Consider the following 22,957-nt stretch of genomic DNA (forward strand, 5'->3'; position numbering starts at 1 on the left):
TACCGCAATGTCTTATCGTATCTTTTTGTTGCTATTCGCATGGATGTCATGCGGATGGCTCTTTGCTCAGACGCCTGACAGTACGGCACAGGAAGATGACCTGGATTTCGGCGAATTTGATGATTTTGACTTTGGAGATGTAGAGGTGAAAACCTATTGCTCTTCCAAAATTATCGGGATTAGCCCTCAGCAGCTGATTTCGCTGGGGTATGACTTTCAGGGAGCCTATGATGCCAGTTTTTCTGCTATCGGAAGCTTTGAAGATGGAGCGGATGTGCCCCAGGAGACCTATCAGATCAATTCCACGCAGGGGGTACGGCTGGTCGCCAATATTCCGGTCTACTCGCGCAATAGCCTGGTGGTTCAACTAGGAGCCAATATATGGGATATGCGGTATCAATTCGATGAGCCTGATGACCAAATCAGCAATGAAGTAGCCCGGTCAATCAGTGAGAATGGCCTGCGCACCGCTGGGGTGAATACCACCATTTTCAAGCCACTTGATGAAACCCGCTTCCTTCTTTTTCAGGGAAGTGCTGATCTGAGCGGAGACTATACCTTCGATAATATGCAGTCCCTGGAATACCTGCGGTACTCTGCTGCTGCACTATTTGGATGGCGAAAAAGCGACTACTTCCAGTGGGCGGTAGGCTTGTCCCGTACCTATCGGGTGGGAGAAATGAACTACATCCCGGTTGTCCTGCTCAACTGGACCGCGAAAGACAGCCCCTGGGGAGTAGAATGCCTGCTGCCAGCCCGGGCACATGTACGCTACAGCTTCAGCCCGCGCAATATGCTGTTTGCTGGCTTTGAGTTGGAAGGTCAGAGCTACCGCATCAACGGGGTTTCTGAAACACTAAACAATCAAAGCCTGGAAATCCGCCGGGGCGAAATGCGCTGGCGGGCAATGTGGCAGCGGCAGCTCACTGGCTTTGTATGGTTGCAAGCCCAGGCAGGGTACCGCATTAACTGGAGCTATAACGCAGACACTTTACCGGGAGGGGATGAATTTTTCCGGGGCTTCTTTGGCAATCAGGAGTATGCCATGCTCAACTCCATCACCAATCCCTTTTATGCCAACATCAGCATTAACCTGGTGAGCCCGTAAGGGTAAGTTCGGGGAAGATGCTTTCTAAAAAATTGAATTTTAGCTGTTCACCTTGGTCTTTATGTCTGAGCGCCCGTGGTTTCAACTTAAAGCGTGTGCAGCTATTCAGTACTCCCAATTTCCCATTCTTCCCCAACAAAGCCCTCGAAAGATAAAAGACAGATTGCCACATGCGCGGCGAATTTGAGCAACCAACCGCTACGCTTTGCGAGGACATTAATTAAAGAAGCGGCCCTTTTTACCCAATACCACCCCCGTGCTACCCACCCCCATAAAACCAGTCCCCCAGTACCCCAGCCCACCAAACCACCACCAAACCAAACCACCCCAAAACCACAAAACCAAAACACCCACCGCCCGCCAAAGCCACAGGCGACGGCGGGAAAACACCTTTTATTTCCAAAACAATCCGTACCCTTCGATCCTTTATTCCTCAACTAACCTACGATTATGAAGCACAAAATTGCAATTGGCATCGGTGGCTCAAGCGGGAGTATTTACGCCAAAGTACTGCTGGACCGCCTGGTTCAGGTACAGGATCAGCTGGAAGCGGTAGGCATCGTGATGAGCGATAACGCCAAATTCAACTGGGAATACGAGCTGGGGGACAAAAGTTACGAAAGCTATCCCTTCACCTTTTACGACAAGCGCGATTTTATGGCGCCCTTTGCGTCTGGCTCTGCCCGTTACGGTACAGTCATCATTTGCCCCTGCTCTATGGGCCTGCTGGGGCGCATTGCCACCGGGGTGTCGACCGACCTCACCACACGTGCCGCTGATGTAGCCCTGAAAGAACGCCGCCGCCTCATCCTGGTGCCCCGGGATACGCCCTACAGCCTTATACACCTTAATAATATGAAAGCGGTGACAGAAGCTGGTGGCATTATCTGCCCGGCGAGCCCTTCCTTCTACAGCCGGCCCCAAAACTTTGAGGAAATGGCTGCGACCGTCACCGACCGGGTGCTTGACCTCTCCGGGCTTGATTTGCAGAGTTATCGCTGGGGCGAAACGGAATGAGATGTCCGTTAATAGCAAAGTGGCAGGGTAGGGCACGCTGCTCTAGGCAGGAAAAAGGATTTTACTTAACTTGCTGAGAAATCACCCCTGACTTATGAGAAGATTACTTTTTGGGGCCACCTTGCTTCTGGCACTGCTCTCCGCTGTTAACGGTTTTGCCCAAGACGACTGTGGCTGTCAGGAAGAAGAAGTCATTACCGTTTGCTACCTCTCCAAACAAGACTACTGTGGTGCCTTTGGTGCTAACTGCGAATACACCTTTGATGGCGATTTCTTTGAAGGTGGCTTGGTGGCCAAGCTGCAAAACCCGGCTTTATTCGGTGAGAATGGCATTTCCTGTGACCTGGAGCTGAAACGTGCCACCCCGGCAGACCTTAGCAGTGTGCAGGCCATCAACGACTGTGGATGTGATATGATCTTCGTGGGGCAGTTTCTCACCCTGGACGTTTTTGGACAGCCGGATCTTACACAGTCCGCAGTGCCCACACAGACGCTCAACAATATCAGGGACTGGTCCCTGGCCTGCGAAAGCAACCTTGTGATCGTTACTCAGGCCGAAGCCCGTCCGTGGGGCTATATCACGGCCAATCAGAATATCAATCCGAATACCCCTGAGGAGGAAATATCCGTTTCTTCCATATTCGACGGGCCCTTTGGGAGCCTTAGTTTTTTCAATCAGGGGGGCTCTTATCAGGGTGTTTTCACTGGTTTGCCAACGACAGGTTTCGAAATTCTCGCCAATGATGTGACCGGCGCACCCACGGTCGCGCTGGACGAAGCCACGAACGACATCATCCTGGGCGACGTGGGCATTCTGTGCTCCAATGGGGCGGGAGAGATATCCCTCGGTAATAGCATCGTCAATAATAACGATATTTTGGCGGCCAATATCTTCGCATTGGGCTGCCGGATTGCCGAAGGCATCTCTACTTCAGACCAGGCGTTTACCGTCTGTGAAGGGGAACCGGTTGCGCTTCCGGACGGCGGGATCGCCAACGCACCCGGAGAATACCTGGATACGCTGACCGCTGCGAATGGCTGTGACTCCATCGTACTCACGCAAATTACCTGGCTTCCTCAGGATACCATAAACCTGGGCAGGACCACCTGCTTCGAGTCCGGCTACAGTATTGAGGTGGATGGGAATGTCTTTGATGTGGACCGCCCGTCTGGCAGCGTACTGTTGCAGAATGCTTCAGGCTGCGACTCCCTGATCAATGTGAACATCAATTTCGTAGCTTTCCTTAGTACGAATATCCAGCAGGAACTCTGCGAGGACAGCGGCTACAGCATCACTGTAAACGGGACGACTTACAACGAAGCCAACCCCAATGGGCAGGAGGCGCTCATCACTTCAGAAGGCTGTGATTCTGTTGTTACTATTGACCTGGATTTTGTCCCTTTCCTCACGGATACATTAGCGCTGGATGCTTGCGAGAACAGTGGCTTCAGCGTTACCGTAGGCAACACCATTTATAATGAGTTCAATCCTACTGGCGAAGAGGTCCTTCAAAGTGTTTACGGCTGTGATTCCATAGTGACGGTCAACCTGTCGTTTAGGCCTGTCAGTACCACCTACATCGAAGCACCTGTATGTGAGGGCGAGACATTTACAGTGGGCGGTATACCATTTCCGGCAGGGACCTCCACACAGGTCGTGCTTACCAATCAGTACGGTTGCGACTCTATCTTATTTGTGGAGCTGCCCGAGCTGCCCGCACCGGTAGTTGACATTGATACGGTGGTGACTATTCAGCAAGGCAGTGCGCACACCTTCAGTGCATTGGGTGACCCTGCTTTCAATTACACCTGGAGCCCTGCGGAGGCCTTAAGCTGCAGCAATTGTATGTCTGCGGTGCTGGAAGTGGGCAATTACCCCGCAGTTGTAGAGCTGAGTGTGACAGACTCACTTGGGTGCGCCTCCATTTACACCCTACAGCCGGAATACATCTGCACCCCTTACCTGCCCAATGCCTTCTCGCCCAATGCCGATGGGCGCAACGATACCTTCTTTCCGTTTGTGGTCTGCCCCAACGCCACCTACACCCTGCAAATATTTGACCGCTGGGGCAACCTGGTGTTTGAGTCATCCGAAAGCAACCTGGAGTGGGACGGGCAGATCAATGGCAGGGCCGCACCGATTGGCGTGTACGTCTACGTGGTACAACTGGAATCCGCCTTCAACCGTCAGACTTTTTCCGGAGAGCTTAACCTGGTGCGCTGAGGGAACGATATGGAGCGAATAGGAGTTTAAATTAAAAATCACTTAAATTAGGATAGAATATGAAAGCATTAAACCCTGAAGGTGCCCCGCTGACAAACCTCCAACTAGAATTAGTAAAACTTTTTGCCCAGGAAGTCCCGGAAGAAGATTTAAGAAATATCAAACAACTAATCGCCAATTATTTCGCAGAAAAAGCGATGGATATGGCAGATCAAGTGTGGGAAGCAAAAGGCTGGACAGATGAAGATGCTGAAAGAATGCTGAATACTAAAATGCGGGCGCCTCATCGATCTGAATAAGGAAAGATGCGCGTAGTTGTCGATACGAATATCATACTTGTAGCCGTTTCAAGGCGATCACCCTATAATTGGGTTTTCCAAAAACTTAAAATTGGGGAGTTCAAACTCTGTGTGTCTACTGAAATTTTGGCCGAATATGCAGAAGTCATAGAACGGCATATGGGAGCGGAAGTTTCCCAAGTGGTCTTACAGGCAATAACGGAGCTTCCTAATGTTGAAAAAGTAGAGGTTTTTTACAGATGGCAGTTAGTTAGAGATCCTGATGATAATAAATTCACAGATTGTGCAATAGCCGCAAGAGCTAAGTGCCTCGTTACCAATGATTCGGACTTCAGAGCACTCAAGGAAATTGACTTTCCAAAGGTCACAATATTATCTTTAAAAGAATTTAAGGAGCATTTGGAAAATCACTGAACACCCAATCTCACTCCTCCAAAATTTCCTTCACCCGGCCCACCTCGCCTGTTTCTAGTTTAACCTTAATACCATGCGGGTGCTGTGGTGATTTCGTAAGAATACGCGCCACATAGCCTTCTGTCAGTTCGCCGGTTCGCTGATCCTGCTTTTGCACGATGCGCACCAGCTGCCCGGGCTTGATATTTGATCGCTTTCTGCCGTCCATTCTTTTTTCGTCAAAGATAACCTAACTTTACAGCATGATAGAAATTGGTACCTTCCAAAATCTCAAAGCCGTGCGTGCCACGCCTCACGGTATGGTCCTTCACAATGAAGAAGGCGATGATGTCCTCTTGCCCAATAAGTATGTGCCGGAAGGCCTGCAGGAGGGTGGGGAAGTGGAAGTTTTCGTGTATACGGATTCTGAAGACTGGCCCATCGCTACCACGCAGCGCCCCTTTGTACAGCGCGATCAGTACGCCAACCTGCTGGTCAAGGAAATCTCTCCGCTCGGGGCCTGGATGGACATGGGGCTGGACAAAGACCTGCTTGTGCCCTTTTCCGAACAGGACTTGCGTATGGAGGCCGGCAAGTACTATCCGGTATACGTGTATGTGGACGAAGAGACTGACCGCCTCGTCGGCTCCAATCGTTTCCGCCGCTTCCTGTCCCAGGACAACCTTGCGGTGGAAGAAGGACAGGAGGTAGACCTTTTCATCCTCGGCTTTTCGGATTTGGGTGCTAAAGCAGCGGTCAACGGCTTGCACGAGGGGCTGATTTTCAAGAGTGACATCTTTCGCACTTTGCAGCCGGGGGAACGCCTGAAAGGCTTCGTCAAAACCGTCCGCCCGGATGGCAAGCTGGACCTGGCCCTGCAGCCCGAAGGTTATGCCAAGGTGGAACCTAATGCTGAAACAATCCTGGCTAAGCTCCGCAGCACCGCCAATGGCTTTCTGGCTTTACATGACAAGAGCGACCCTGAGCTGATTCGCGAGCAGTTGCAAATGAGTAAAAAAACCTTTAAAAAAGCAATCGGAGGTCTTTACAAGCAGCAGTTGATTGAGCTGGTGGATGGGGGGATTCGGTTGAAGTAGGGGGGGAGTCTTTTAGTTGGCAGTGGGGAGTCTTTTTAGTGGGCAGTCTTTAGTCTGGTAGTCGGCAGTCTTGCAGTGGGCAGTCTTTAGTCTGGCAGTCGGCAGTTTGGCAGTCGGCAGTTTGGCAGTCGGCAGTTTGGCAGTGGGCAGTCTGGCAGTGGGCAGTTTGGGAAGTCTTTTGGTGTTCGCTTCGCGAGTGGGGCGAGGGTTGTGAGTGTTTTCTTTTAGGGAGGGGCTGGTTGGGTTCTGTCTTTTCTTTTCCAGAATAGTCGTTGCGTTTGGGCTGTCGTTTCGCTTTTTGCGGTTGTTTCTTTCCTGATACGGGCGTTTTCTTTCCAAATTACCTTTTTGGTGTTGTAAAGTGGGAATTTGAGTTCAGGTGTCCCACGCTTTCCCACAATGATTCAATATAGTTTTTCGGTCTTTATCATCAAAAAGCATGGAGAAGTGCCATTTTTTTGATGATACTGGTCTGTAAGCACATTGTTTTTTTGGATGTGAGGAACTTTTTGAGTAGAAAACGTGGTAAAAAGTGGTAAAAAGTGTCAGAAAGTAATACATTTGAAGAAATGACTAGGTGAAGAAGTGAATTTCGAACAGCTATTAGGCGAATACGAGTGCAAGATAGACGCCAAAGGGCGCATGCGGATGCCGAGCGGGCTGATTGCTCAACTCGGCGAAGGCGAAGCACTTTCTTTCGTCATCAACCGGGGCTTTGAACAATGCCTCATGCTGTACCCGGAACCGGTTTGGGAGCGGATCACCAACGAGATCAATCAGTTGAATCTCTACAATAAGAAGAACCGCAACTTCGTCCGTTACTTCTACCGCGGCGCACAGAAGGTCTCTATGGATAGCGCTGACCGCATCCTGGTCTCCAAACGCCTGCTGGAATACGCGGGCATTGACAAAGAAGTGGTCCTGTCGGCATATAACGACAGAATTGAAATATGGGCAGCCGATCAGTACGAGGCGCTGCTGGATGAAGAACCGGAGGATTTCTCCGACCTGGCAGAAGATGTACTGGGCAAGGCAAACGGCAAAGCACCGGAGCTATGAGTTACCACCTCCCAGTAATGGCACAACCTTGCATCGACGGGTTGGTGACGGACCCTGATGGGGTCTATGTTGACGCTACTTTCGGTGGGGGCGGGCACTCCCGGCTTATTCTGGATCACCTCGGTGCGCAGGGCAAGCTGGTAGGCTTCGATCAGGATGAAGATGCGTTGGCGAATGTGCCGGAAGATGACCGGTTCATTTTCGTGCAGCACAACTTCCGCTTTCTGAAGCGCTTCCTGAAGCTGCACCGCATCCGAGAGGTGGACGGCATCATGGCGGACCTGGGGGTTTCTTCCCATCAGCTGGATGTACCGGAGCGGGGTTTTTCCTTCCGCTTTGACGCACCGCTGGATATGCGGATGAACCAACAGCAGGAAGAGACCGCTGCGACTTTGCTGCAGCGCCTGACAGCCGAGGAACTTCAGGATATCCTGAGCCGCTTTGGAGAGGTGCGCAACGCCAAAACGCTGGCGGAGCAACTGGTGACAGAACAACGGATTAAACCGATTCAAACGATTGGTGAATTCTTGGCAGTCGTCGACCCCCTCGTTCGCGGCAATCGTTCGCGGTATCTGGCACAAGTATTCCAGGCCCTTCGCATTGCTGTAAACGACGAAATGGGCGCACTTGAGGATTTTCTCAATCAGTGCCTCGAAGTGCTGAAGCCCGGCGGTCGGTTAGTGGTGCTTTCCTACCACTCTCTGGAAGACCGCATGGTCAAGCATTTCCTCAAGACCGGGAATGTGGAAGGAGTACAGGAAAAGGATTTTTACGGCAATATTGACCGGCCATTCAAAGTGCTGACCAAAAAAGCCGAGCTGCCCACAGAAGAAGAAATTGAGCGCAATTCCCGCGCCCGAAGTGCTAAGCTGAGGGTAGGGGAGCGCAAAGGATAAATAAAAACCAAATGGCAAAGAGACAAAGCCCAATCGCAGGTCTGTTCGACATGGGGGTCTGGAGCAAAAAGCTGCTGCAGGACCACTTGTTCTACATCCTGTTTTTGGGGTTTCTGACCTTTGTCTACATCGCCAATGCCCACCTTGCGGAGCGGAATGTACGGGAGATTCAAACCCTGCAGAAGGACCTCAAGGAAATGCGCTGGTATTACATGTCTCTGCAATCAGAGAACATGTACAATGCCAAGCGTTCGGAAGTGGCTAAACGGGTGAAAGACAATGGTCTGCGCCCGCATGCATCAAAGCTGAACCGAATACAGGTACGACAGGAATCTTATCAGTTAGGAGATGGATATTAAGAATGAAGTCCTTTACCGGGTCTACTTTCTCCTGTTCGGCATTGTCGTTCCGGTAGCACTGGTATTGATCTATCGTACAGTTGACTTAGCCATCCTAAATGGCGATAAGTGGCGAAAAGCCGGTGAAGAAAACTATATGGATTACCGGACGATTGAGGCCGACCGGGGCAATATCTTCGCTGAGGATGGCAACCTGCTGGCAACGTCCATTCCATACTTCAATATCCGGTTTGACCCGCTGGCTGCCACGGATGAAGCATTTGAAGAAAACCTGGACACTCTGGCACATTGCCTGGCTTACTACGTCCTGGAAGACGTGACGGTAGGCGGTGCAAGGGAGTATCTGTTAGAATTGCGTGGTGGGACAGACCGCTACGTACTGCTGAAAAAGCAAGTCTCCTACGCGGAGAAAAAGTTCATTGAATCGTTTCCATTATTTCGCTTAGGCCGCAATGGCGGTGGCTTTATTGCCGTGAAACGCAGTGAGCGCAAACGGCCCTTTGGCATCCTTGCACAACGTACTGTTGGGTACGTCCGTGACGGCGCCAAGCCGGTAGGGCTTGAAGGTTACTATGACGAAGTGCTGGGCGGGGAGCCCGGTCAGCAGTTGATGGTCTGCGTAGACCGCCGGAAAGACCTTTGGATGCCAGTGGATGACCTCAGTGCGATAGAGCCTCAAAGTGGCAATGACATCGTTACTACCATAGATCTGGATATTCAGGACATCGCCGAGCGGGCGCTGAACCGTGCGGTGAATGCCCACGATGCAGAATGGGGCACAGCTATCGTGCTCGAAGTTGAAACGGGCGCTGTCCGGGCTATCGCTAACCTTGGCCGAACCGATCAGGGCTGGTGGGAGACCTACAACTTCGCTGTTGGAACGGCAGGAGAGCCGGGCTCTACATTTAAAGCGGCATCCGTTCTGGCACTGCTTGAAGATGAGTACCTGACCCTCGATGACTCCATCCGTATCTATAATGGTAAGGCGGAGTTCTACGAAGAGACGATGGAGGATGCCTCGCCCTACAGCTACCGGATGGATACCATCAAGCTGCGGGAGGCTTTCGAAATCTCCTCTAACGTAGGAATCGCCAAAACCATTGAGCAGTTCTACGGAGAAAAAAATGACGGTAATGACGATGAGGGCGCTGCCCGCTTCGTTCGTCGCCTGAAGCAGTTCAACCTGCATCAGCCCATCGGTATAGAGATAGAAGGAGAGGCTAATCCTTATATAAAGGAGGCCTACAGCGAAGAGGATTACTGGAGCGGCACAACGCTGCCCTGGATGTCGATCGGCTATGAGCTGGAACTGACTCCTCTGCAACTGCTGACCTTCTACAACGCTGTGGCAAACGGGGGCAAAATGATGAAGCCTTACCTGGTCTCTAAGATACAGCGGATGGGCAAAACCGAAGAGCAGTTTTACCCTACAGTGATCAACCGCCGCATCGCTTCTGCGAAAGCCATCAATCAACTGCAGGAATTGCTGCGGGCGGTGGTGGAGAATGAACGGGGCACAGCCCACGACCTGTATACTGATGAGTATAGCTTTGCCGGTAAAACGGGTACAGCGCAGGTTAACTATAAGAAAGGGCCAAGAGGAACAAGCATTGGGGGGCATCAGGCTTCTTTTGTCGGGTACTTCCCGGCAGAAGCTCCAAAGTATTCCTGCATCGTGGTCATCAACAAGCCACGGCGAGGTGGGTTCTACGGTGGTGATGTAGCCGGGCCGGTCTTCCGGGAAATTGCAGACAACATCTACCGGGTGAAACCGGCGCTGCACCCGGTACTCAATGCTCAGGCACCGCCAGCTTACCTGGAAAATACGCTGCCCGGTATGAGTATTGGAGCACAGGACGATTACCGGTCGCTATTGGCCTACTTGGATATGGAGGTGCACGGGGAGCCCGAAACCCAAATGGCGGTATTGCGCCCCCGTTCAGATAGTTTGATGATGGAAACCCGAACAATGGCAGACGAAACTGTGCCAAATGTAGTCGGTCTGGGATTGCGGGATGCCCTTCATGTGCTGGAAAACCGCGGGCTGAAAGTCTCGGTGGAAGGCGTAGGTAAAGTGGCCCGGCAGTCTATCATCCCCGGCACAAGAATCCGCGGTCAGCAGATAAAGCTTTACTTGCGGTAGCAGGATAAAACAAAACGAAACCAACACCGGAGTACGAAAGGCTCCGCATAAAATTAGGATGTAGCATGTCTACAACACTCGAAACCCTCCTGGAACCTGTAAAGGTCCTGGCTGCCAACGGGCCGCTGGGGCAAGAGGTTGAAAGCTTGCAGTTTGATTCCCGGAAAGTAAAGCGCGGTGATGTATTCATTGCCATCCGGGGCACACAAGTCGATGGGCACGATTATATCGCCTCGGCAGTGGAAAAGGGAGCTACCGCAATTATTGCAGAAACGCTGCCTGAAACCCTGCCGGATCATCTGGCAAGTGTGCAGGTAGCCGATAGCGCAAAGGCGCTCGGCGAGATGGCCAGCCTTTTTTACGGTGAGCCATCGAAACAATTGAAATTGGTAGGGGTGACTGGCACCAACGGCAAAACCACCACCGTAACCTTGCTTCATGAGTTATTCCTGAAGCTTGGCTACAAGGCGGGGCTGCTGTCTACGGTGCGCAATAAGATTGGTGAAACCCCGCTGCCGGCAACGCATACCACGCCCGATGCTCTGTCTGTTCAGGCACTGCTGCGGGAAATGGTGGATGCCGGCTGCGATTACGCCTTCATGGAAGTCAGTTCGCACGCGGCGCATCAGCGCCGTATTGCAGGGCTCAACTTCGACGGGGCGGTATTCACCAATATTACGCACGATCACCTCGATTACCATAAAACGTTTAAGGCCTATATCGAGGCCAAAAAAATGTTCTTTGACATGTTGCCTGACACCGCCTTTGCCCTGGTCAATATTGATGACCGCCGGGGAGAGGTGATGTTACAAAATACTTTAGCCAAACGCTATACGTACAGCCTGCGGTCTATGGCCAATTTCCGGGCTAAGCTCCTGGACAACTCGGTCACTGGCCTGCAGTTGCTGATGGATGAGCAGGAGGTGTTCAGCCGCCTGATTGGCGATTTCAATGCTTATAATCTGCTCGCCGTATACAGTGTAGCCGTGCTACTGGGGCAGGACCGGATGGAAACCCTTACTGCGCTGAGTGAACTTGGCGCAGTGGACGGTCGCTTTGAAACCATCGTTACGCCCGGCAAAAGCTACATCGGCATCGTCGATTATGCACATACGCCGGACGCGCTGGAGAAAGTGCTGCAAACCATCGATCAACTCCGGCAGCGGGACAGCCGGGTCATTACGGTGGTAGGCTGTGGTGGCGACCGGGACAAGACCAAACGTCCGGTCATGGCCAAAACAGCCTGTGCGCTGAGTGATCAGGTTATTCTGACCTCAGACAACCCCCGCAGCGAAGACCCGGAAGCGATACTGGAAGATATGTGGAAGGGCGTGCCTAAGGACGCAACCCGCAAAGTGCTGACGATTGTCAACCGGCGGGAGGCTATCCGGACGGCTGCCGCACTGGCACAAGGAACCGATATCGTACTGATTGCCGGGAAAGGGCATGAGAAGTATCAGGAGATTAACGGAGAACGGCTGCCCTTTGACGACAAAGCAGAATTAGAGGGAGCCCTACAGGATAAATCTTAGCAGAAGGTCGGGGCTGCGCCCTAAATGCTTATTTTAGCGGCGTTTCTTCAACCACCCAATAACTGATCAACACTATGCTCATTCAACTCGTCGACTGGCTCGGCAATTCCATGGGAGACTTTTCAGGTGCAGGCTTGTTCCGGTATATCACATTCCGGGCGGGCGCGGCTGCGGTTTTATCCCTGATTATCTCTATGGTTTTTGGTGGTCGCATCATCAACTACCTGCGCTATCTGCAAGTAGGAGAGACCGTGCGCGACCTGGGGCTGGCTGGTCAGCTGAGTAAGCAAGGTACGCCGACGATGGGGGGCATTATCATCATCATGGCGATTCTGATCCCCTGTCTGCTGCTGGCTGACCTAAGTAATGTTTACGTGGTGCTCATGATTGTCAGTACGGTTTGGATGGCTACGATCGGGTTCATCGATGACTATATCAAAGTGTTCCGCAAAAACAAGGAAGGCCTACGCGGTACCTTCAAAGTGCTGGGGCAGATTGGATTAGGGCTATTGATTGCTCTGACGATGATCCACAGTGAAGACATCGTAGTTCGCCTTGAAGTAGACGAAGCAGCCGAGTTGGGATATACCGAAATGGTGGGTGATACCATCCACGTCCCCGCAGACCTGGCCTACGTTGGGCCTGCGGAAAAAGGCGATTACAAAGCCAACCTGACCAACGTCCCCTTCCTTAAAGGCAATCGCCTGGATTATGCCTGGCTGATGCCGATTCAGGAGCCTTCTGCCTCGCGCTGGGTATGGTTGTTGTTTGTGCCGCTGGTCATTTTCGTGGTCACCGCGGTTTCCAACGCTGCCAACCTTACGGATGGGCTGGATGGACTGGCTACGGGCGTTTCTGGTATCATTGGTGCAGCACTCGGCATTTTTGCCTACGTTTCGGGCAATGCCATTGCGGCCAACTACCTGAATATCCTGCACCTCCCGGGCACCGGAGAGCTGGTGATTTTTGCGGCCTGCTTTGTGGGGGCGACCCTGGGCTTTTTGTGGTACAATTCCTTCCCTGCTCAGATTTTCATGGGCGATACCGGGAGTTTGACCCTGGGTGGCATCATCGCTGCTATGGCCATTATCCTCCGTAAAGAGCTGCTAATCCCCCTGCTGTGCGGTATTTTCCTGGTGGAAAACCTATCGGTGGTGCTGCAAGTCAGCTATTTCAAATACACCAAGCGCAAATACGGCGAAGGCCGGCGCATATTCCTGATGTCCCCCCTTCATCACCACTATCAGAAAAAAGGCATGCCGGAAGTGAAAATCGTCACCCGTTTCTGGATCATCGGTATCCTGCTGGCGGTATTGACGATCATCACGCTTAAAATCCGGTAGTCACCAACACATTACACAAATAAACAAATATGCACCAGAATCACCTTAGCTGTGGTTCTGGTTTCGGTATATGACCGGAAAATGCTGGAATATGAAAAACATCGTCATACTCGGAGCCGGGGAAAGTGGTGTAGGCGCTGCCCTGCTGGCCCAACAAAACAGGCACCATGTCTTTGTCTCCGACCGCGGGGGCATTGCAGAGAAATACAAGCGTGAGCTGGAAAGCCACGGCATTGCATACGAAGAAGGGCAACACACCCGGGAGCGTATCCTGCAGGCCGACGAGGTGATCAAAAGCCCGGGCATTCCCGATCACGTACCTTTAATAAAGGAACTGGTTAGCAAAGGCATACCGGTTATTGCTGAAATTGAATACGCGGCCCGCTACCACCAATCAAAAGTGATGGGTATTACGGGCAGCAACGGAAAAACCACCACCACCCGCCTGGCTTTCCACCTCCTGCAAACCGCAGGTTTTGATGTGGAAATGGGCGGTAATGTCGGCAAAAGCTTTGCCCGCTGCCTCACGGAGCCCCACCGGGCTTACTACGTGCTGGAGTTGAGCAGCTTTCAGCTGGATGGCATCGTGGACTTCCGGCCGGATATTGGGATGATCCTTAATATCTCGCCGGACCACCTCGACCGCTACGATTACAAAATGGAAAATTACATCCGGTCTAAATTCCGGATTTCCATGAATCAGCGGCCGGAAGATGTCTTCCTGTATCAGGCAAAGAATGAGCATATCGCTGCTTTTCTGCCGGAGCACGACATTCGGGCAGAAGCGCTGCCGATGCTGCGGGCGGCCCTCACGGAGAATGGCTTTATAGCTGGCGGTCATCATTTTGACCTTCAGCCGGCTAAACTTCGGGGAGAGCACAACGCATTCAACGCATTGTTTGCCACTACGGCAGCACTGCGGTGGGGCGCAGCGCCGGAGGCTATACAGCGAGGGCTGGAAAATTTTACTCCGGTACCGCACCGTATGGAGTTGGTGGGCACCTATCAGGGTGTGGAGTACATCAATGACAGCAAAGCCACCAACGTGGATGCGGTCTACTACGCACTCGATGCCATGCCAAAGGGCGTGGTTTGGATTGCCGGCGGGCAAGACAAAGGCAACGATTACGAGCCTCTGCTGCCGCTCGTCCGGGAAAAAGTCCGGGCAATGGTCGCACTGGGCATTGACAATACGAAACTGAAAGCCACTTTCGAGGGCCTGGTAGACACCTTTGTGGAAGCCCGGTCGGCAGAAGAGGCGGTCGAACAGGCCGCAAGGCTGGCAAAAAACGGAGAAAAAGTTCTTCTGTCGCCAGCGTGCGCCAGTTTCGATTTATTTAAAAATTACGAACAACGGGGCGAGCTGTTCAAAGCAGCTGTCCGACAATTAAAATAAACAGACAAGCATGTCGCTAGCAACGAGAATATATGCAGAACTTCGGGGAGATCGAGCCATTTGGGCGGTGATTGCCCTGTTGGCGCTTTTCTCAGTCATGGCGGTGTACAGCTCAACGGGTACACTGGCTTACCGGGAGATGGGCGGCAACACGGAGTCCTTTCTCGTCAAGCATTTGCTGATCGTAGTGGGCGGGCTGTTCCTGACATACCTGGCGCACCTGATGCACTACATGAAGTATTCCCGTTCAGCACCTGTGCTTTTGCTGATTTCGGTCCCATTGCTGATCTACACCATCGCCTTTGGAGCCGACATCAACGATGCTCGCCGTTGGATTGAAGTGCCCTTCGTCGGGGTGACTTTCCAAACGTCGGACTTTGCCAAGCTGGCGCTGATCATCTACCTGGCCCGTATGATCGGTTCTAAGCAGGATTACATCAAAGACTTTCAGTCGGCTTTTGTGCCGATCATTGTGCCGGTACTCATCATCTGCGGGCTGATTGCGCCGGCGGATTTGTCGACAGCCATCCTGCTCTTTTTCACAAGCGTCATGATGATGTTTGTAGGCAGGGTTGCCTTACAGTATATCGCATTGCTGTTGTTGTTGGGCATTGTGGTGTTTGCGATGCTGGTGCTGCTTGGAGAGTTTTTTCCTGATGTGGTCCGTTCCGATACCTGGGTCAACCGGGTCCGGGAATATATGGACAACCCGGATGGTGGTTATCAGGTGCAACAGGCAAAGATTGCTATGGCCAACGGCGAATGGCTGGGCCTTGGGCCGGGGAACAGTATTCAAAGGAATTACCTGCCGTCCCCGTATTCAGACTTTATCTACGCTATTATCGTGGAGGAGTATGGCATCTTTGGTGGCTTTGCCGTCATCGGTCTTTATGTGGCTTTGTTCTTCCGGTCCACTCGTTTGGTTACCAAGAGCCCAAAAGCGTTTGGTGCCATGCTTGTGATCGGGCTGAGCATTAGTCTGGTATTGCAGGCCTTCATCAATATCGCGGTTTCGGTCCATCTTGTACCCGTTACGGGGGTGACGTTGCCGATGGTGAGTATGGGCGGTACTTCGATCCTGTTTACTTGTATCTCCTTTGGGATGATCCTGAGTGTGAGCAAGTACATTGAGACGGTTGATGGGGGAGGGTAGTGGTTTAGAGTTTAAGGGGTAGGGTTTAGAAAAAGCATTGAAAAAGCCGAGTCGAGTACGAAGGCTGATCTTAGAGGAATAAATTATTGAAAGTGGCCATAGAAAAAGAAAAGCCGGGGGAAAGTTCCCCAACCTCAACGCCCAGGATTATCATATCCGGAGGGGGGACCGGTGGCCACATTTTCCCGGCTATTGCCATCGCTGATGCGGTAAAAGCCATAGCACCGGAAGCAGACATCCGGTTTGTCGGGGCGAAAGGAAAAATGGAGATGGAGAAAGTCCCCAAAGCGGGCTATCCCATCGAAGGGCTGTGGATCAGCGGATTCCAGCGAAAATTGACATTACGGAACTTGAGTTTCCCTTTTAAGCTCATCAGCAGTTTGTGGCGGTCGCGGCGGATCATCCGGCGTTTTCGGCCACAGGTAGCTGTGGGCGTGGGAGGGTACGCAAGCGGGCCTTTGTTGCAGGTCGCGAACAGCCGGGGCATTCCAACCCTGCTGCAGGAGCAAAATTCCTTCCCGGGTATCACCAACCGTTTACTGGGCGGGAAAGCGGACAGGATTTGCGTGGCTTACGAAGGCATGGACCGGTTTTTTCCGGCAGAAAAGCTGTTGCTCACCGGCAATCCGGTTAGGGCGCAGTTGCAGGATCTCCGGGCGACCCGGGAGGAAGGCGCGAAGCACTTCGGATTTAATCCGGCAAAACCCATCCTGTTCGTTTTTGGCGGAAGCCTGGGGGCACGGTCGATCAATGAAGCGATGGCCGCGAATGCCGAAGCGCTGAAAGCCCGGCCCGATGTACAGGTGCTCTGGCAGGTAGGCAAGCTTTACAAAGCCACCTTCACCGCTTGCGAAACGGCACAGTTGCCCAACGTGAAAGCACAGGCTTTCATCGACGGCATGGACCTGGCCTACGCGATGGCGGACGTCATCGTTGCCCGCTCCGGTGCCCTGACGATCTCAGAACTGCAATTTGCCGGGAAACCGGCGATTTTCATACCCTCCCCAAACGTGGCGGAGGACCACCAAAGCAAAAATGCACAGGCTTTAGTTCGTAAAGATGCTGCCCTGATGATTCCGGATGCAGCAGCCAACGACCGAATCCTGAAGGATGCCATTGCTTTGATTGATGATGAGGAAAGGCGCCAAACGCTGAGCGCTAACATCAAAAAACTGGCACAACCGGATGCAGCAGGGCGGATTGCCCGCGAAGTGCTCCGGCTGGCCCAATCGGCAAAGCCATAACCGATGGACTTGAAAAGCATACAAACCGTGTACTTCATCGGAGTGGGAGGGATTGGCATGAGTGCCATCGCCCGCTACTTCAACGGCAGAGGTGCCAAAGTACTCGGCTACGATAAAACCTCAACCGAGCTAACCAGAACGCTGGCAGCAGAAGGCATTGACATACATTACGAAGAGGACGTCTCCCGTATTCCGGAGGGCGTGGACCTGGTGGTTTACACTCCGGCAGTGCCTGACACGCATGCGGAGTTGCAGTACTTCCGGCAGCAGGGCACGCCCATCAAAAAGCGGGCCGAAGTGCTGGGCATCATCAGCCGGGGTATGAAAGCGATTGCCATCGCGGGTACGCATGGCAAGACCACGACGACTACGCTGACGACCTATCTCCTACGGGAGTGTGGGATTGACTGTACGGCTTTTCTCGGCGGTATTGCCCTTGATTTCGAGACCAACTTCGTGGAAGGGCAATCAGAATGGGTGGTTGTGGAAGCCGATGAATACGACCGGTCTTTCCTGCACCTGAGCCCCAATATTGCGGTTGTCCTTTCTATGGATGCGGACCACCTTGATATCTACGGCGACCGGGCGTCTTTGCACGAGACCGGATTCCGGGCTTTCGCCAAAAAACTGGAGCCGGGTGGTAAGCTGTACTTGCAGCACCGCTGGGCAGCAGAGATGGGGAATGTACCCGGGCTGGAGCTTTTTGGAGTGGAAGGTGGCAGCTACCGCGCAGATCATATCCGCGTGGAAGACGGCTACTTTACCTTCGATTACCACAGCCCGGCGCACCGGCTTGAAGGACTCCAACTGAGCCTGCCTGGCCGGCACAACGTCGAAAATGCAACAGCAGCCATCACGGTGGCTTTGCAGCTGGGCGGTAAAGGAGAAGATATCCGGCGGGCCTTGCGCAGTTTCCGGGGCATCCGGCGGCGGTTTGAATTTTTGCACCGCAGCGAAAACCGGGCCTATATCGATGATTATGCCCATCATCCGGAAGAACTGCAGGCCGCAATCGGAGCAGCAAAAGAGCTGTTTCCGGACCGTGAAGTGACTGGCATTTTTCAACCACACCTGTTCTCGCGTACGCGGGACTTCGTGGGTGGATTCGCCCGGGCGCTGGAGCAGCTGGATGAAATCTGGCTGATGGATATTTACCCGGCCCGCGAAGCACCGATTCCCGGGGTGGACAGTGCCTGGTTGTTTGACAAAATAAACCACCCCCGCAAGCATTTGGTGCAGGCGGAGGAGATACTCCCACTGGTTCAGGAGCGGCAGCCCAAAGTGTTGCTGACCCTTGGTGCAGGTGATATTGATTTACTCAGAAACCCCTTGAAGGACTACTTCGGGGGAAAAGCATAAGAAAATGGCGATACCGCTACTACAAAATATGGACCCTAAAACGCAGCGGATGCTTCGGCGCATCGGCTGGGTAGTCCTGTTTTTGGGCGTGCTGGTGATCTACATTTCGGCCGTGGAACAGAAAGGCGGCAGTGCGGTAAAGGATGTCATAGTTAATATTGAGCCGCTGCCCGATGGGAACAGCCTGTTGGCAGATGCTGATGTGAGAGACGCTATAGAACGGGCTTTTGACAAACCACTAAAAGGACAGTCGTTGTCAGACATCGATATCGAGCGCCTGGAGCAGGTCCTGGAGGCAGAGCCTTTTATTTTGGATGCAGAGGCCTATGTGACGGCAGGCAATCATATCGTCATCGACATCAACCCCAGGGAGCCGATTCTGCGGGTGATTGACAATAACGGGTACAATTACTACCTGGACCGGGATGGTATACAAATGCCCCTCTCGGATCATTTCACCGCAAAAGTGCTGGTGGCTACCGGTAGTTTGCCAACTTACAATGAGACCTTCCTGGAGCGCAAACGCAACCGGCTGAAGGACGCCTTTTTACTGGCGCAGCTCATTTTGAGTGATCCGTTCCTGGCGCCTTTGTCAGAACAGATTTATTTCGACAGCCGCGGGAAGATCACCCTGGTGCCGAAGATTGGCAGTGACCGCATTGAATTTGGAAGCTTTGAAGACGCCCGCAGTAAGCTGCGTCGGATCAAAATATTTTACAAGGAAGTGCTGCCCTACACCGGGTGGCGCACCTACAATGAGATTAGTGTTGCCTATGATGACCAGGTGGTCGGGCGCAAGTAATTTGAAAACGAAAACTACAGTTAAATGATACCCATGAGTGAGACCAATGTAAACAAATCGGAAATCATTGTTGCGCTCGATATCGGGACAACAAAAATCTGTGCTATCGCGGGCCGCCGGGATGAGCATGGTAAAATTGAGGTGCTGGGCTTTGGCAAAGTCGCCTCCGAGGGCGTACTGCGCGGCGTAGTGTCGAATATTGAAAAGACCGTTAAGGCCATTGCAGAAGCGGTGAACATGGCGCAGCGTACTGCCGGGCAGACCTTCAAGGTGGTGCACGTGGGTATTGCCGGGCAGCACATCAAGAGCTTGCAGCACCGGGGCATCCTTACCCGGGACTCAGATCATACCGAAATCAGCCGCCGGGATATCGACCGGCTGATCAGCGATATGTTCAAGTTGGTACTGCCTCCGGGTGACAAGATTTTGCACGTTATTCCACAGGAATACACGGTAGATAACGAGCAGGGGATTACCGATCCTATTGGGATGTCCGGCATTCGTCTGGAAGCCAACTTCCACATCATTACCGGGCAGATTTCTGCATCCAACAACATCCATCGCTGCGTAGAGCGCACCGGGCTGAAAGTGGCGAATATGACCCTTGAGCCTATTGCTTCCGCTTCAGCAGTGCTGAGTGAGGAAGAGAAAGAAGCCGGCGTGGCACTTGTAGACATCGGTGGCGGCACCACAGATATCACCATCTTCCAGGAAGGCATCATCCGGCATACGGCTGTTATTCCATTCGGTGGCAATGTGATCACCAAAGACATCAAGGAAGGCTGTACCGTGATGAAGCCACAGGCGGAGAAACTGAAAGTAAAGTTTGGCTCCGCACTGGCAGAGGAAGTATACGACAACCGGATTATCTCCATTCCCGGCCTGCGCGGTCAGGACCACAAGGAGATTTCCGAAAAGAACCTCGCGCGCATTATTCAGGCACGGGTAGAGGAAATCCTGGACTATGTGATCTGGGAAATCCGCCGTTCCGGCTTTGAGCGCAAGCTTATTGGCGGCATCGTGCTGACGGGTGGAGGAGCGCTGCTCAACCACATCGACAAGCTTTCCGAGTACCACACGGGCATGAGTACCCGCATTGGCACGCCGGTGGAGCATCTGGCGCACGGGTACCATGAGCACCTGAGCAGCCCGATTTATTCTACTGGTGTGGGCTTGCTCATCAAGGGGCTGGACGACCTGGAAGCAGGGCTCATCCCGGCGCAAGCTGAAGAACCTGCCGAAGAAGAAGTTACGGTAGAGAAAGAACCGGCAGGCAGCAACTGGTACGATCAGCTTTTCAAGCGCACGAAAGAGTGGTTTGAGGCTGAGCCGGATAACGAATTCTAGATCTGGTCCAATTAGCCAGCAAGCAAACCTTGTTCCGGAGCGGGAGGGACGCCCGGGGCCGGAACAGGGTGCAATAAACAACAAACGAACGCTGATACTTCAATTAACCATGTTGGGTCCAGGCAAAGCGCAGCAGGAAAGCCCAGCAGAACAAAAAAACAAGCAGTTATGGTATTTGATTTGCCAAAAGATGAAAGCCCGATAATTAAAGTACTGGGCGTGGGCGGCGGCGGCAGCAACGCCGTGACGCACATGTTCCGGCAGGGCATCGTAGGGGTTGACTTTGCGATTTGCAATACCGATTCACAAGCCATGGAACTCAGCCCGGTGACTACCCGCATTCAGTTGGGGCCTAACCTGACTGAGGGCCGGGGTGCCGGTTCAAAGCCCAATATTGGCAAAATGGCCTGCGAAGAATCCATTGAAGCCGTTAAAGCTTATCTGGAGAATAACTGCCGCATGCTCTTTATCACAGCGGGCATGGGCGGTGGTACCGGTACGGGTGCAGCTCCGATCATTGCCAAAACAGCTAAGGAAATGGATATCCTTACCGTGGGTATCGTGACGCTGCCTTTCACTTTTGAGGGGCGCCGCCGTACTTCTCAGGGTTCTGAAGGCCTGGAGGAGCTGAAAAAGAACGTCGATACCCTCATCGTCATTTCCAACGATAAACTGCGGCAAATCCATGGCAACCTGTCCATCTCTGATGCTTTCGCGGAAGCAGACGACATCCTGACCACGGCAGCCAAGGGCATCGCGGAGATCATCACCGTGCCGGGATACGTAAACGTGGACTTTGAGGACGTCAACACTGTTATGCGCGAAAGCGGTGTGGCCATCATGGGGACTGCCTCTGCGGAAGGGGAAGACCGGGCCAAGCGGGCCGTGGACGATGCCCTGCATTCTCCGCTGCTTGAGGATAACGACATCCGTGGTGCACAGCATATCCTGCTCAATATCACTTCTGGTACGAAGGAGGTCACAATGGACGAGATCTTTGAGATCACTGAATTTGTGCAAGAGGAGGCCGGATACGGTACAGACCTGATCTGGGGTAACTGTTACGACGAAGAGCTGGGCGAGAAGATCAGTGTGACAGTTATCGCCACCGGTTTTGAGCACAATAAGCAGAAAAAGGCGAATAAAGTTGCCGACGACAAGGTCGTCGTTGCGCTGGATGAAGATCAGCCCAAACCGGTTGAGGACCAGCCAAAAAAAAAGGGCCTGGCCGATATTGGGTATGAGCCTTCCGGCAATGGACGGCACACGGTAGAGTTTGATGATGTGCGCGAAACCATTGCGAAGTACCAGAGCCGTGGCCGGTACTCTTACGATGAGCCTTACGTAAATGCAGAAGGGGGCGAGGTCTCTGATGAAGACCGGGACAAATTCCTGGAAAGAGAACGTAAACGTCGCGAACGCCTGCGCAACAATCGCGTCAAGCTAAGCAACCCACAGGCTATCATCGAACTGGAAAACGAGCCGGCCTACTTGCGCCGGGGTGTGAATCTGGATAATGTGCCGGATTCCAAGGAAGAGCCACATTCCACCTGGAGCATCAACGATGATGATGAGCTGGAGGTCCGTGGCGGCAATTCCTTCCTTCACGATAATGTAGATTAGGCGAAAGCCTGATTTTCGAGATACTTTTGCTTTCGTAGGCGGCTTGACTCAAATGGGGTTAAGCCGCTTTTTTGTTGAAGTTTTTTGAGGAAATACATGAACAAAATACTGGGTTCAGAGTTATACCATTGAATTTTGAATCAAAACCAATGGATAACCGAAAAATAAAATTAGCACTCACTGTAGGTATTCTGAACCAGACTGGTCAGGGCAATACGTTGCAGCTGGTCAGAAGGCTCATGAATAAGTTTCGCGCTGAGGTGGGAGACTTCCTGGGACTTCGTCAATTAGAAGATCAGGTGCTCAACCGTTCGCATACGCTACAGTCTTTCGCATTGGATTTTGAGCACTACACCCTCAATCTGGATATCGTAAACAATCGCACCGACAATACAGAGTCCATCAACAGGCTGGAGTTTTCTGCTCCGGCATCCATGATTGCGGCTTAAAAATATGATATAGTAGTTTTTTACGGCGCAGGCCCGATTGCATAGGGTGGCTTGCGCTATTTTATTGCCTGACCGAAAAAAAAGCCCCACCGAAACAACGTCGGCGGGGCTTCT

The 22,957-nt window shown here is 52.5% G+C and carries 21 protein-coding genes; 20 read left to right on the top strand and 1 reads right to left on the bottom strand.

Annotated elements, in window-relative coordinates:
* The first annotated feature begins 7 nt into the window (after window positions 1-7).
* The 5 genes from MRY86_RS05565 (at window position 8) to MRY86_RS05585 (ending at window position 5,062) form a co-directional block, all read left to right on the top strand.
* Window positions 8-1,108: a DUF6268 family outer membrane beta-barrel protein gene (locus MRY86_RS05565; RefSeq protein WP_293571050.1), complete on the top strand. Its 1,101-nt coding sequence runs from the start codon at window positions 8-10 to the stop codon at window positions 1,106-1,108.
* A gap of 450 nt (window positions 1,109-1,558) precedes the next feature.
* Window positions 1,559-2,125, top strand: a complete 567-nt coding sequence (locus MRY86_RS05570; protein ID WP_293565214.1) for a UbiX family flavin prenyltransferase — start codon at window positions 1,559-1,561, stop codon at window positions 2,123-2,125.
* 94 nt (window positions 2,126-2,219) lie between these two features.
* Complete coding sequence (locus MRY86_RS05575; RefSeq protein ID WP_293565212.1) at window positions 2,220-4,349, top strand: gliding motility-associated C-terminal domain-containing protein; 2,130 nt, start codon at window positions 2,220-2,222, stop codon at window positions 4,347-4,349.
* Window positions 4,350-4,408: 59 nt separating this feature from the next.
* A complete protein-coding gene (locus tag MRY86_RS05580; protein WP_293565210.1) occupies window positions 4,409-4,648 on the top strand; it encodes a hypothetical protein in 240 nt (79 codons plus the stop codon).
* A 6-nt stretch (window positions 4,649-4,654) separates the two neighbouring features.
* Window positions 4,655-5,062, top strand: a complete 408-nt coding sequence (locus MRY86_RS05585) for a putative toxin-antitoxin system toxin component, PIN family (RefSeq protein WP_293565208.1) — start codon at window positions 4,655-4,657, stop codon at window positions 5,060-5,062.
* A 10-nt stretch (window positions 5,063-5,072) separates the two neighbouring features.
* Here MRY86_RS05585 and MRY86_RS05590 read toward each other — a convergent pair whose 3' ends face one another.
* Window positions 5,073-5,270 (bottom strand): YwbE family protein, encoded by a 198-nt coding sequence (locus MRY86_RS05590; RefSeq protein ID WP_293565206.1) that lies wholly within the window; start codon window positions 5,268-5,270, stop codon window positions 5,073-5,075.
* Window positions 5,271-5,304: 34 nt separating this feature from the next.
* Between MRY86_RS05590 and MRY86_RS05595 the strand changes: the two genes are divergently transcribed.
* The 15 genes from MRY86_RS05595 (at window position 5,305) to MRY86_RS05665 (ending at window position 22,843) form a co-directional block, all read left to right on the top strand.
* Complete coding sequence (locus MRY86_RS05595) at window positions 5,305-6,138, top strand: S1-like domain-containing RNA-binding protein (protein ID WP_293565204.1); 834 nt, start codon at window positions 5,305-5,307, stop codon at window positions 6,136-6,138.
* A 585-nt stretch (window positions 6,139-6,723) separates the two neighbouring features.
* Entirely contained in the window at window positions 6,724-7,197 is a 474-nt protein-coding gene (gene mraZ / locus MRY86_RS05600) for a division/cell wall cluster transcriptional repressor MraZ (RefSeq protein ID WP_072013665.1), read from the top strand.
* Window positions 7,194-8,093: a 16S rRNA (cytosine(1402)-N(4))-methyltransferase RsmH gene (rsmH, locus tag MRY86_RS05605; protein ID WP_293565199.1), complete on the top strand. Its 900-nt coding sequence runs from the start codon at window positions 7,194-7,196 to the stop codon at window positions 8,091-8,093. The genes mraZ and rsmH overlap by 4 nt, the downstream gene beginning before the upstream one ends.
* Window positions 8,094-8,104: 11 nt before the next feature.
* Window positions 8,105-8,452 (top strand): FtsL-like putative cell division protein, encoded by a 348-nt coding sequence (locus tag MRY86_RS05610; RefSeq protein WP_293565197.1) that lies wholly within the window; start codon window positions 8,105-8,107, stop codon window positions 8,450-8,452.
* Window positions 8,442-10,595: a penicillin-binding protein gene (locus MRY86_RS05615; protein WP_293565195.1), complete on the top strand. Its 2,154-nt coding sequence runs from the start codon at window positions 8,442-8,444 to the stop codon at window positions 10,593-10,595. Before MRY86_RS05610 ends, MRY86_RS05615 begins: the two co-directional genes overlap by 11 nt.
* Before the next feature lie 65 nt (window positions 10,596-10,660).
* Complete coding sequence (locus MRY86_RS05620) at window positions 10,661-12,127, top strand: UDP-N-acetylmuramoyl-L-alanyl-D-glutamate--2,6-diaminopimelate ligase (RefSeq protein ID WP_293565193.1); 1,467 nt, start codon at window positions 10,661-10,663, stop codon at window positions 12,125-12,127.
* A 74-nt stretch (window positions 12,128-12,201) separates the two neighbouring features.
* Window positions 12,202-13,470, top strand: coding sequence for a phospho-N-acetylmuramoyl-pentapeptide-transferase (mraY, locus tag MRY86_RS05625; protein WP_293565191.1), 1,269 nt, complete (start codon window positions 12,202-12,204; stop codon window positions 13,468-13,470).
* 91 nt (window positions 13,471-13,561) lie between these two features.
* Window positions 13,562-14,866 (top strand): UDP-N-acetylmuramoyl-L-alanine--D-glutamate ligase, encoded by a 1,305-nt coding sequence (murD, locus tag MRY86_RS05630; protein WP_293565189.1) that lies wholly within the window; start codon window positions 13,562-13,564, stop codon window positions 14,864-14,866.
* A 10-nt stretch (window positions 14,867-14,876) separates the two neighbouring features.
* Complete coding sequence (locus tag MRY86_RS05635; protein WP_293565187.1) at window positions 14,877-16,019, top strand: FtsW/RodA/SpoVE family cell cycle protein; 1,143 nt, start codon at window positions 14,877-14,879, stop codon at window positions 16,017-16,019.
* A 92-nt stretch (window positions 16,020-16,111) separates the two neighbouring features.
* Window positions 16,112-17,263 carry an undecaprenyldiphospho-muramoylpentapeptide beta-N-acetylglucosaminyltransferase gene (murG, locus tag MRY86_RS05640; RefSeq protein ID WP_293565185.1) on the top strand — a complete coding sequence of 384 codons (1,152 nt, stop codon included), beginning with the start codon at window positions 16,112-16,114 and terminating at the stop codon, window positions 17,261-17,263.
* A gap of 3 nt (window positions 17,264-17,266) precedes the next feature.
* Window positions 17,267-18,622, top strand: coding sequence for a UDP-N-acetylmuramate--L-alanine ligase (gene murC, locus MRY86_RS05645; protein ID WP_293565183.1), 1,356 nt, complete (start codon window positions 17,267-17,269; stop codon window positions 18,620-18,622).
* A gap of 28 nt (window positions 18,623-18,650) precedes the next feature.
* Entirely contained in the window at window positions 18,651-19,424 is a 774-nt protein-coding gene (locus tag MRY86_RS05650; protein ID WP_293565181.1) for a cell division protein FtsQ, read from the top strand.
* A gap of 33 nt (window positions 19,425-19,457) precedes the next feature.
* On the top strand, window positions 19,458-20,771 hold the full coding sequence (gene ftsA, locus MRY86_RS05655) for a cell division protein FtsA (RefSeq protein ID WP_363325388.1): 1,314 nt from the start codon (window positions 19,458-19,460) through the stop codon (window positions 20,769-20,771).
* Window positions 20,772-20,939: 168 nt separating this feature from the next.
* Window positions 20,940-22,394 carry a cell division protein FtsZ gene (ftsZ, locus tag MRY86_RS05660; protein WP_293565177.1) on the top strand — a complete coding sequence of 485 codons (1,455 nt, stop codon included), beginning with the start codon at window positions 20,940-20,942 and terminating at the stop codon, window positions 22,392-22,394.
* Window positions 22,395-22,543: 149 nt separating this feature from the next.
* Window positions 22,544-22,843 carry a hypothetical protein gene (locus MRY86_RS05665; RefSeq protein WP_293565175.1) on the top strand — a complete coding sequence of 100 codons (300 nt, stop codon included), beginning with the start codon at window positions 22,544-22,546 and terminating at the stop codon, window positions 22,841-22,843.
* Window positions 22,844-22,957: the final 114 nt, after the last annotated feature.

The sequence above is a fragment of the Phaeodactylibacter sp. genome (assembly GCF_022763345.1).
Classification (GTDB): Bacteria; Bacteroidota; Bacteroidia; order Chitinophagales; family Saprospiraceae; genus Phaeodactylibacter.

Coding starts and splice junctions, on each gene's coding strand:
- MRY86_RS05575 (WP_293565212.1), top strand. CDS start 2,220: ATGAGAAGATTACTTTTTGGGGCCACCTTGCTTCTGGCACTGCTCTCC.
- MRY86_RS05620 (WP_293565193.1), top strand. CDS start 10,661: ATGTCTACAACACTCGAAACCCTCCTGGAACCTGTAAAGGTCCTGGCT.
- MRY86_RS05580 (WP_293565210.1), top strand. CDS start 4,409: ATGAAAGCATTAAACCCTGAAGGTGCCCCGCTGACAAACCTCCAACTA.
- MRY86_RS05585 (WP_293565208.1), top strand. CDS start 4,655: ATGCGCGTAGTTGTCGATACGAATATCATACTTGTAGCCGTTTCAAGG.
- MRY86_RS05615 (WP_293565195.1), top strand. CDS start 8,442: ATGGATATTAAGAATGAAGTCCTTTACCGGGTCTACTTTCTCCTGTTC.
- MRY86_RS05635 (WP_293565187.1), top strand. CDS start 14,877: ATGTCGCTAGCAACGAGAATATATGCAGAACTTCGGGGAGATCGAGCC.
- MRY86_RS05590 (WP_293565206.1), bottom strand. CDS start 5,270: ATGGACGGCAGAAAGCGATCAAATATCAAGCCCGGGCAGCTGGTGCGC.
- ftsA (WP_363325388.1), top strand. CDS start 19,458: ATGAGTGAGACCAATGTAAACAAATCGGAAATCATTGTTGCGCTCGAT.
- ftsZ (WP_293565177.1), top strand. CDS start 20,940: ATGGTATTTGATTTGCCAAAAGATGAAAGCCCGATAATTAAAGTACTG.
- MRY86_RS05665 (WP_293565175.1), top strand. CDS start 22,544: ATGGATAACCGAAAAATAAAATTAGCACTCACTGTAGGTATTCTGAAC.
- murD (WP_293565189.1), top strand. CDS start 13,562: ATGAAAAACATCGTCATACTCGGAGCCGGGGAAAGTGGTGTAGGCGCT.
- MRY86_RS05565 (WP_293571050.1), top strand. CDS start 8: ATGTCTTATCGTATCTTTTTGTTGCTATTCGCATGGATGTCATGCGGA.
- MRY86_RS05595 (WP_293565204.1), top strand. CDS start 5,305: ATGATAGAAATTGGTACCTTCCAAAATCTCAAAGCCGTGCGTGCCACG.
- rsmH (WP_293565199.1), top strand. CDS start 7,194: ATGAGTTACCACCTCCCAGTAATGGCACAACCTTGCATCGACGGGTTG.
- MRY86_RS05610 (WP_293565197.1), top strand. CDS start 8,105: ATGGCAAAGAGACAAAGCCCAATCGCAGGTCTGTTCGACATGGGGGTC.
- MRY86_RS05570 (WP_293565214.1), top strand. CDS start 1,559: ATGAAGCACAAAATTGCAATTGGCATCGGTGGCTCAAGCGGGAGTATT.
- mraY (WP_293565191.1), top strand. CDS start 12,202: ATGCTCATTCAACTCGTCGACTGGCTCGGCAATTCCATGGGAGACTTT.
- murC (WP_293565183.1), top strand. CDS start 17,267: ATGGACTTGAAAAGCATACAAACCGTGTACTTCATCGGAGTGGGAGGG.
- MRY86_RS05650 (WP_293565181.1), top strand. CDS start 18,651: ATGGACCCTAAAACGCAGCGGATGCTTCGGCGCATCGGCTGGGTAGTC.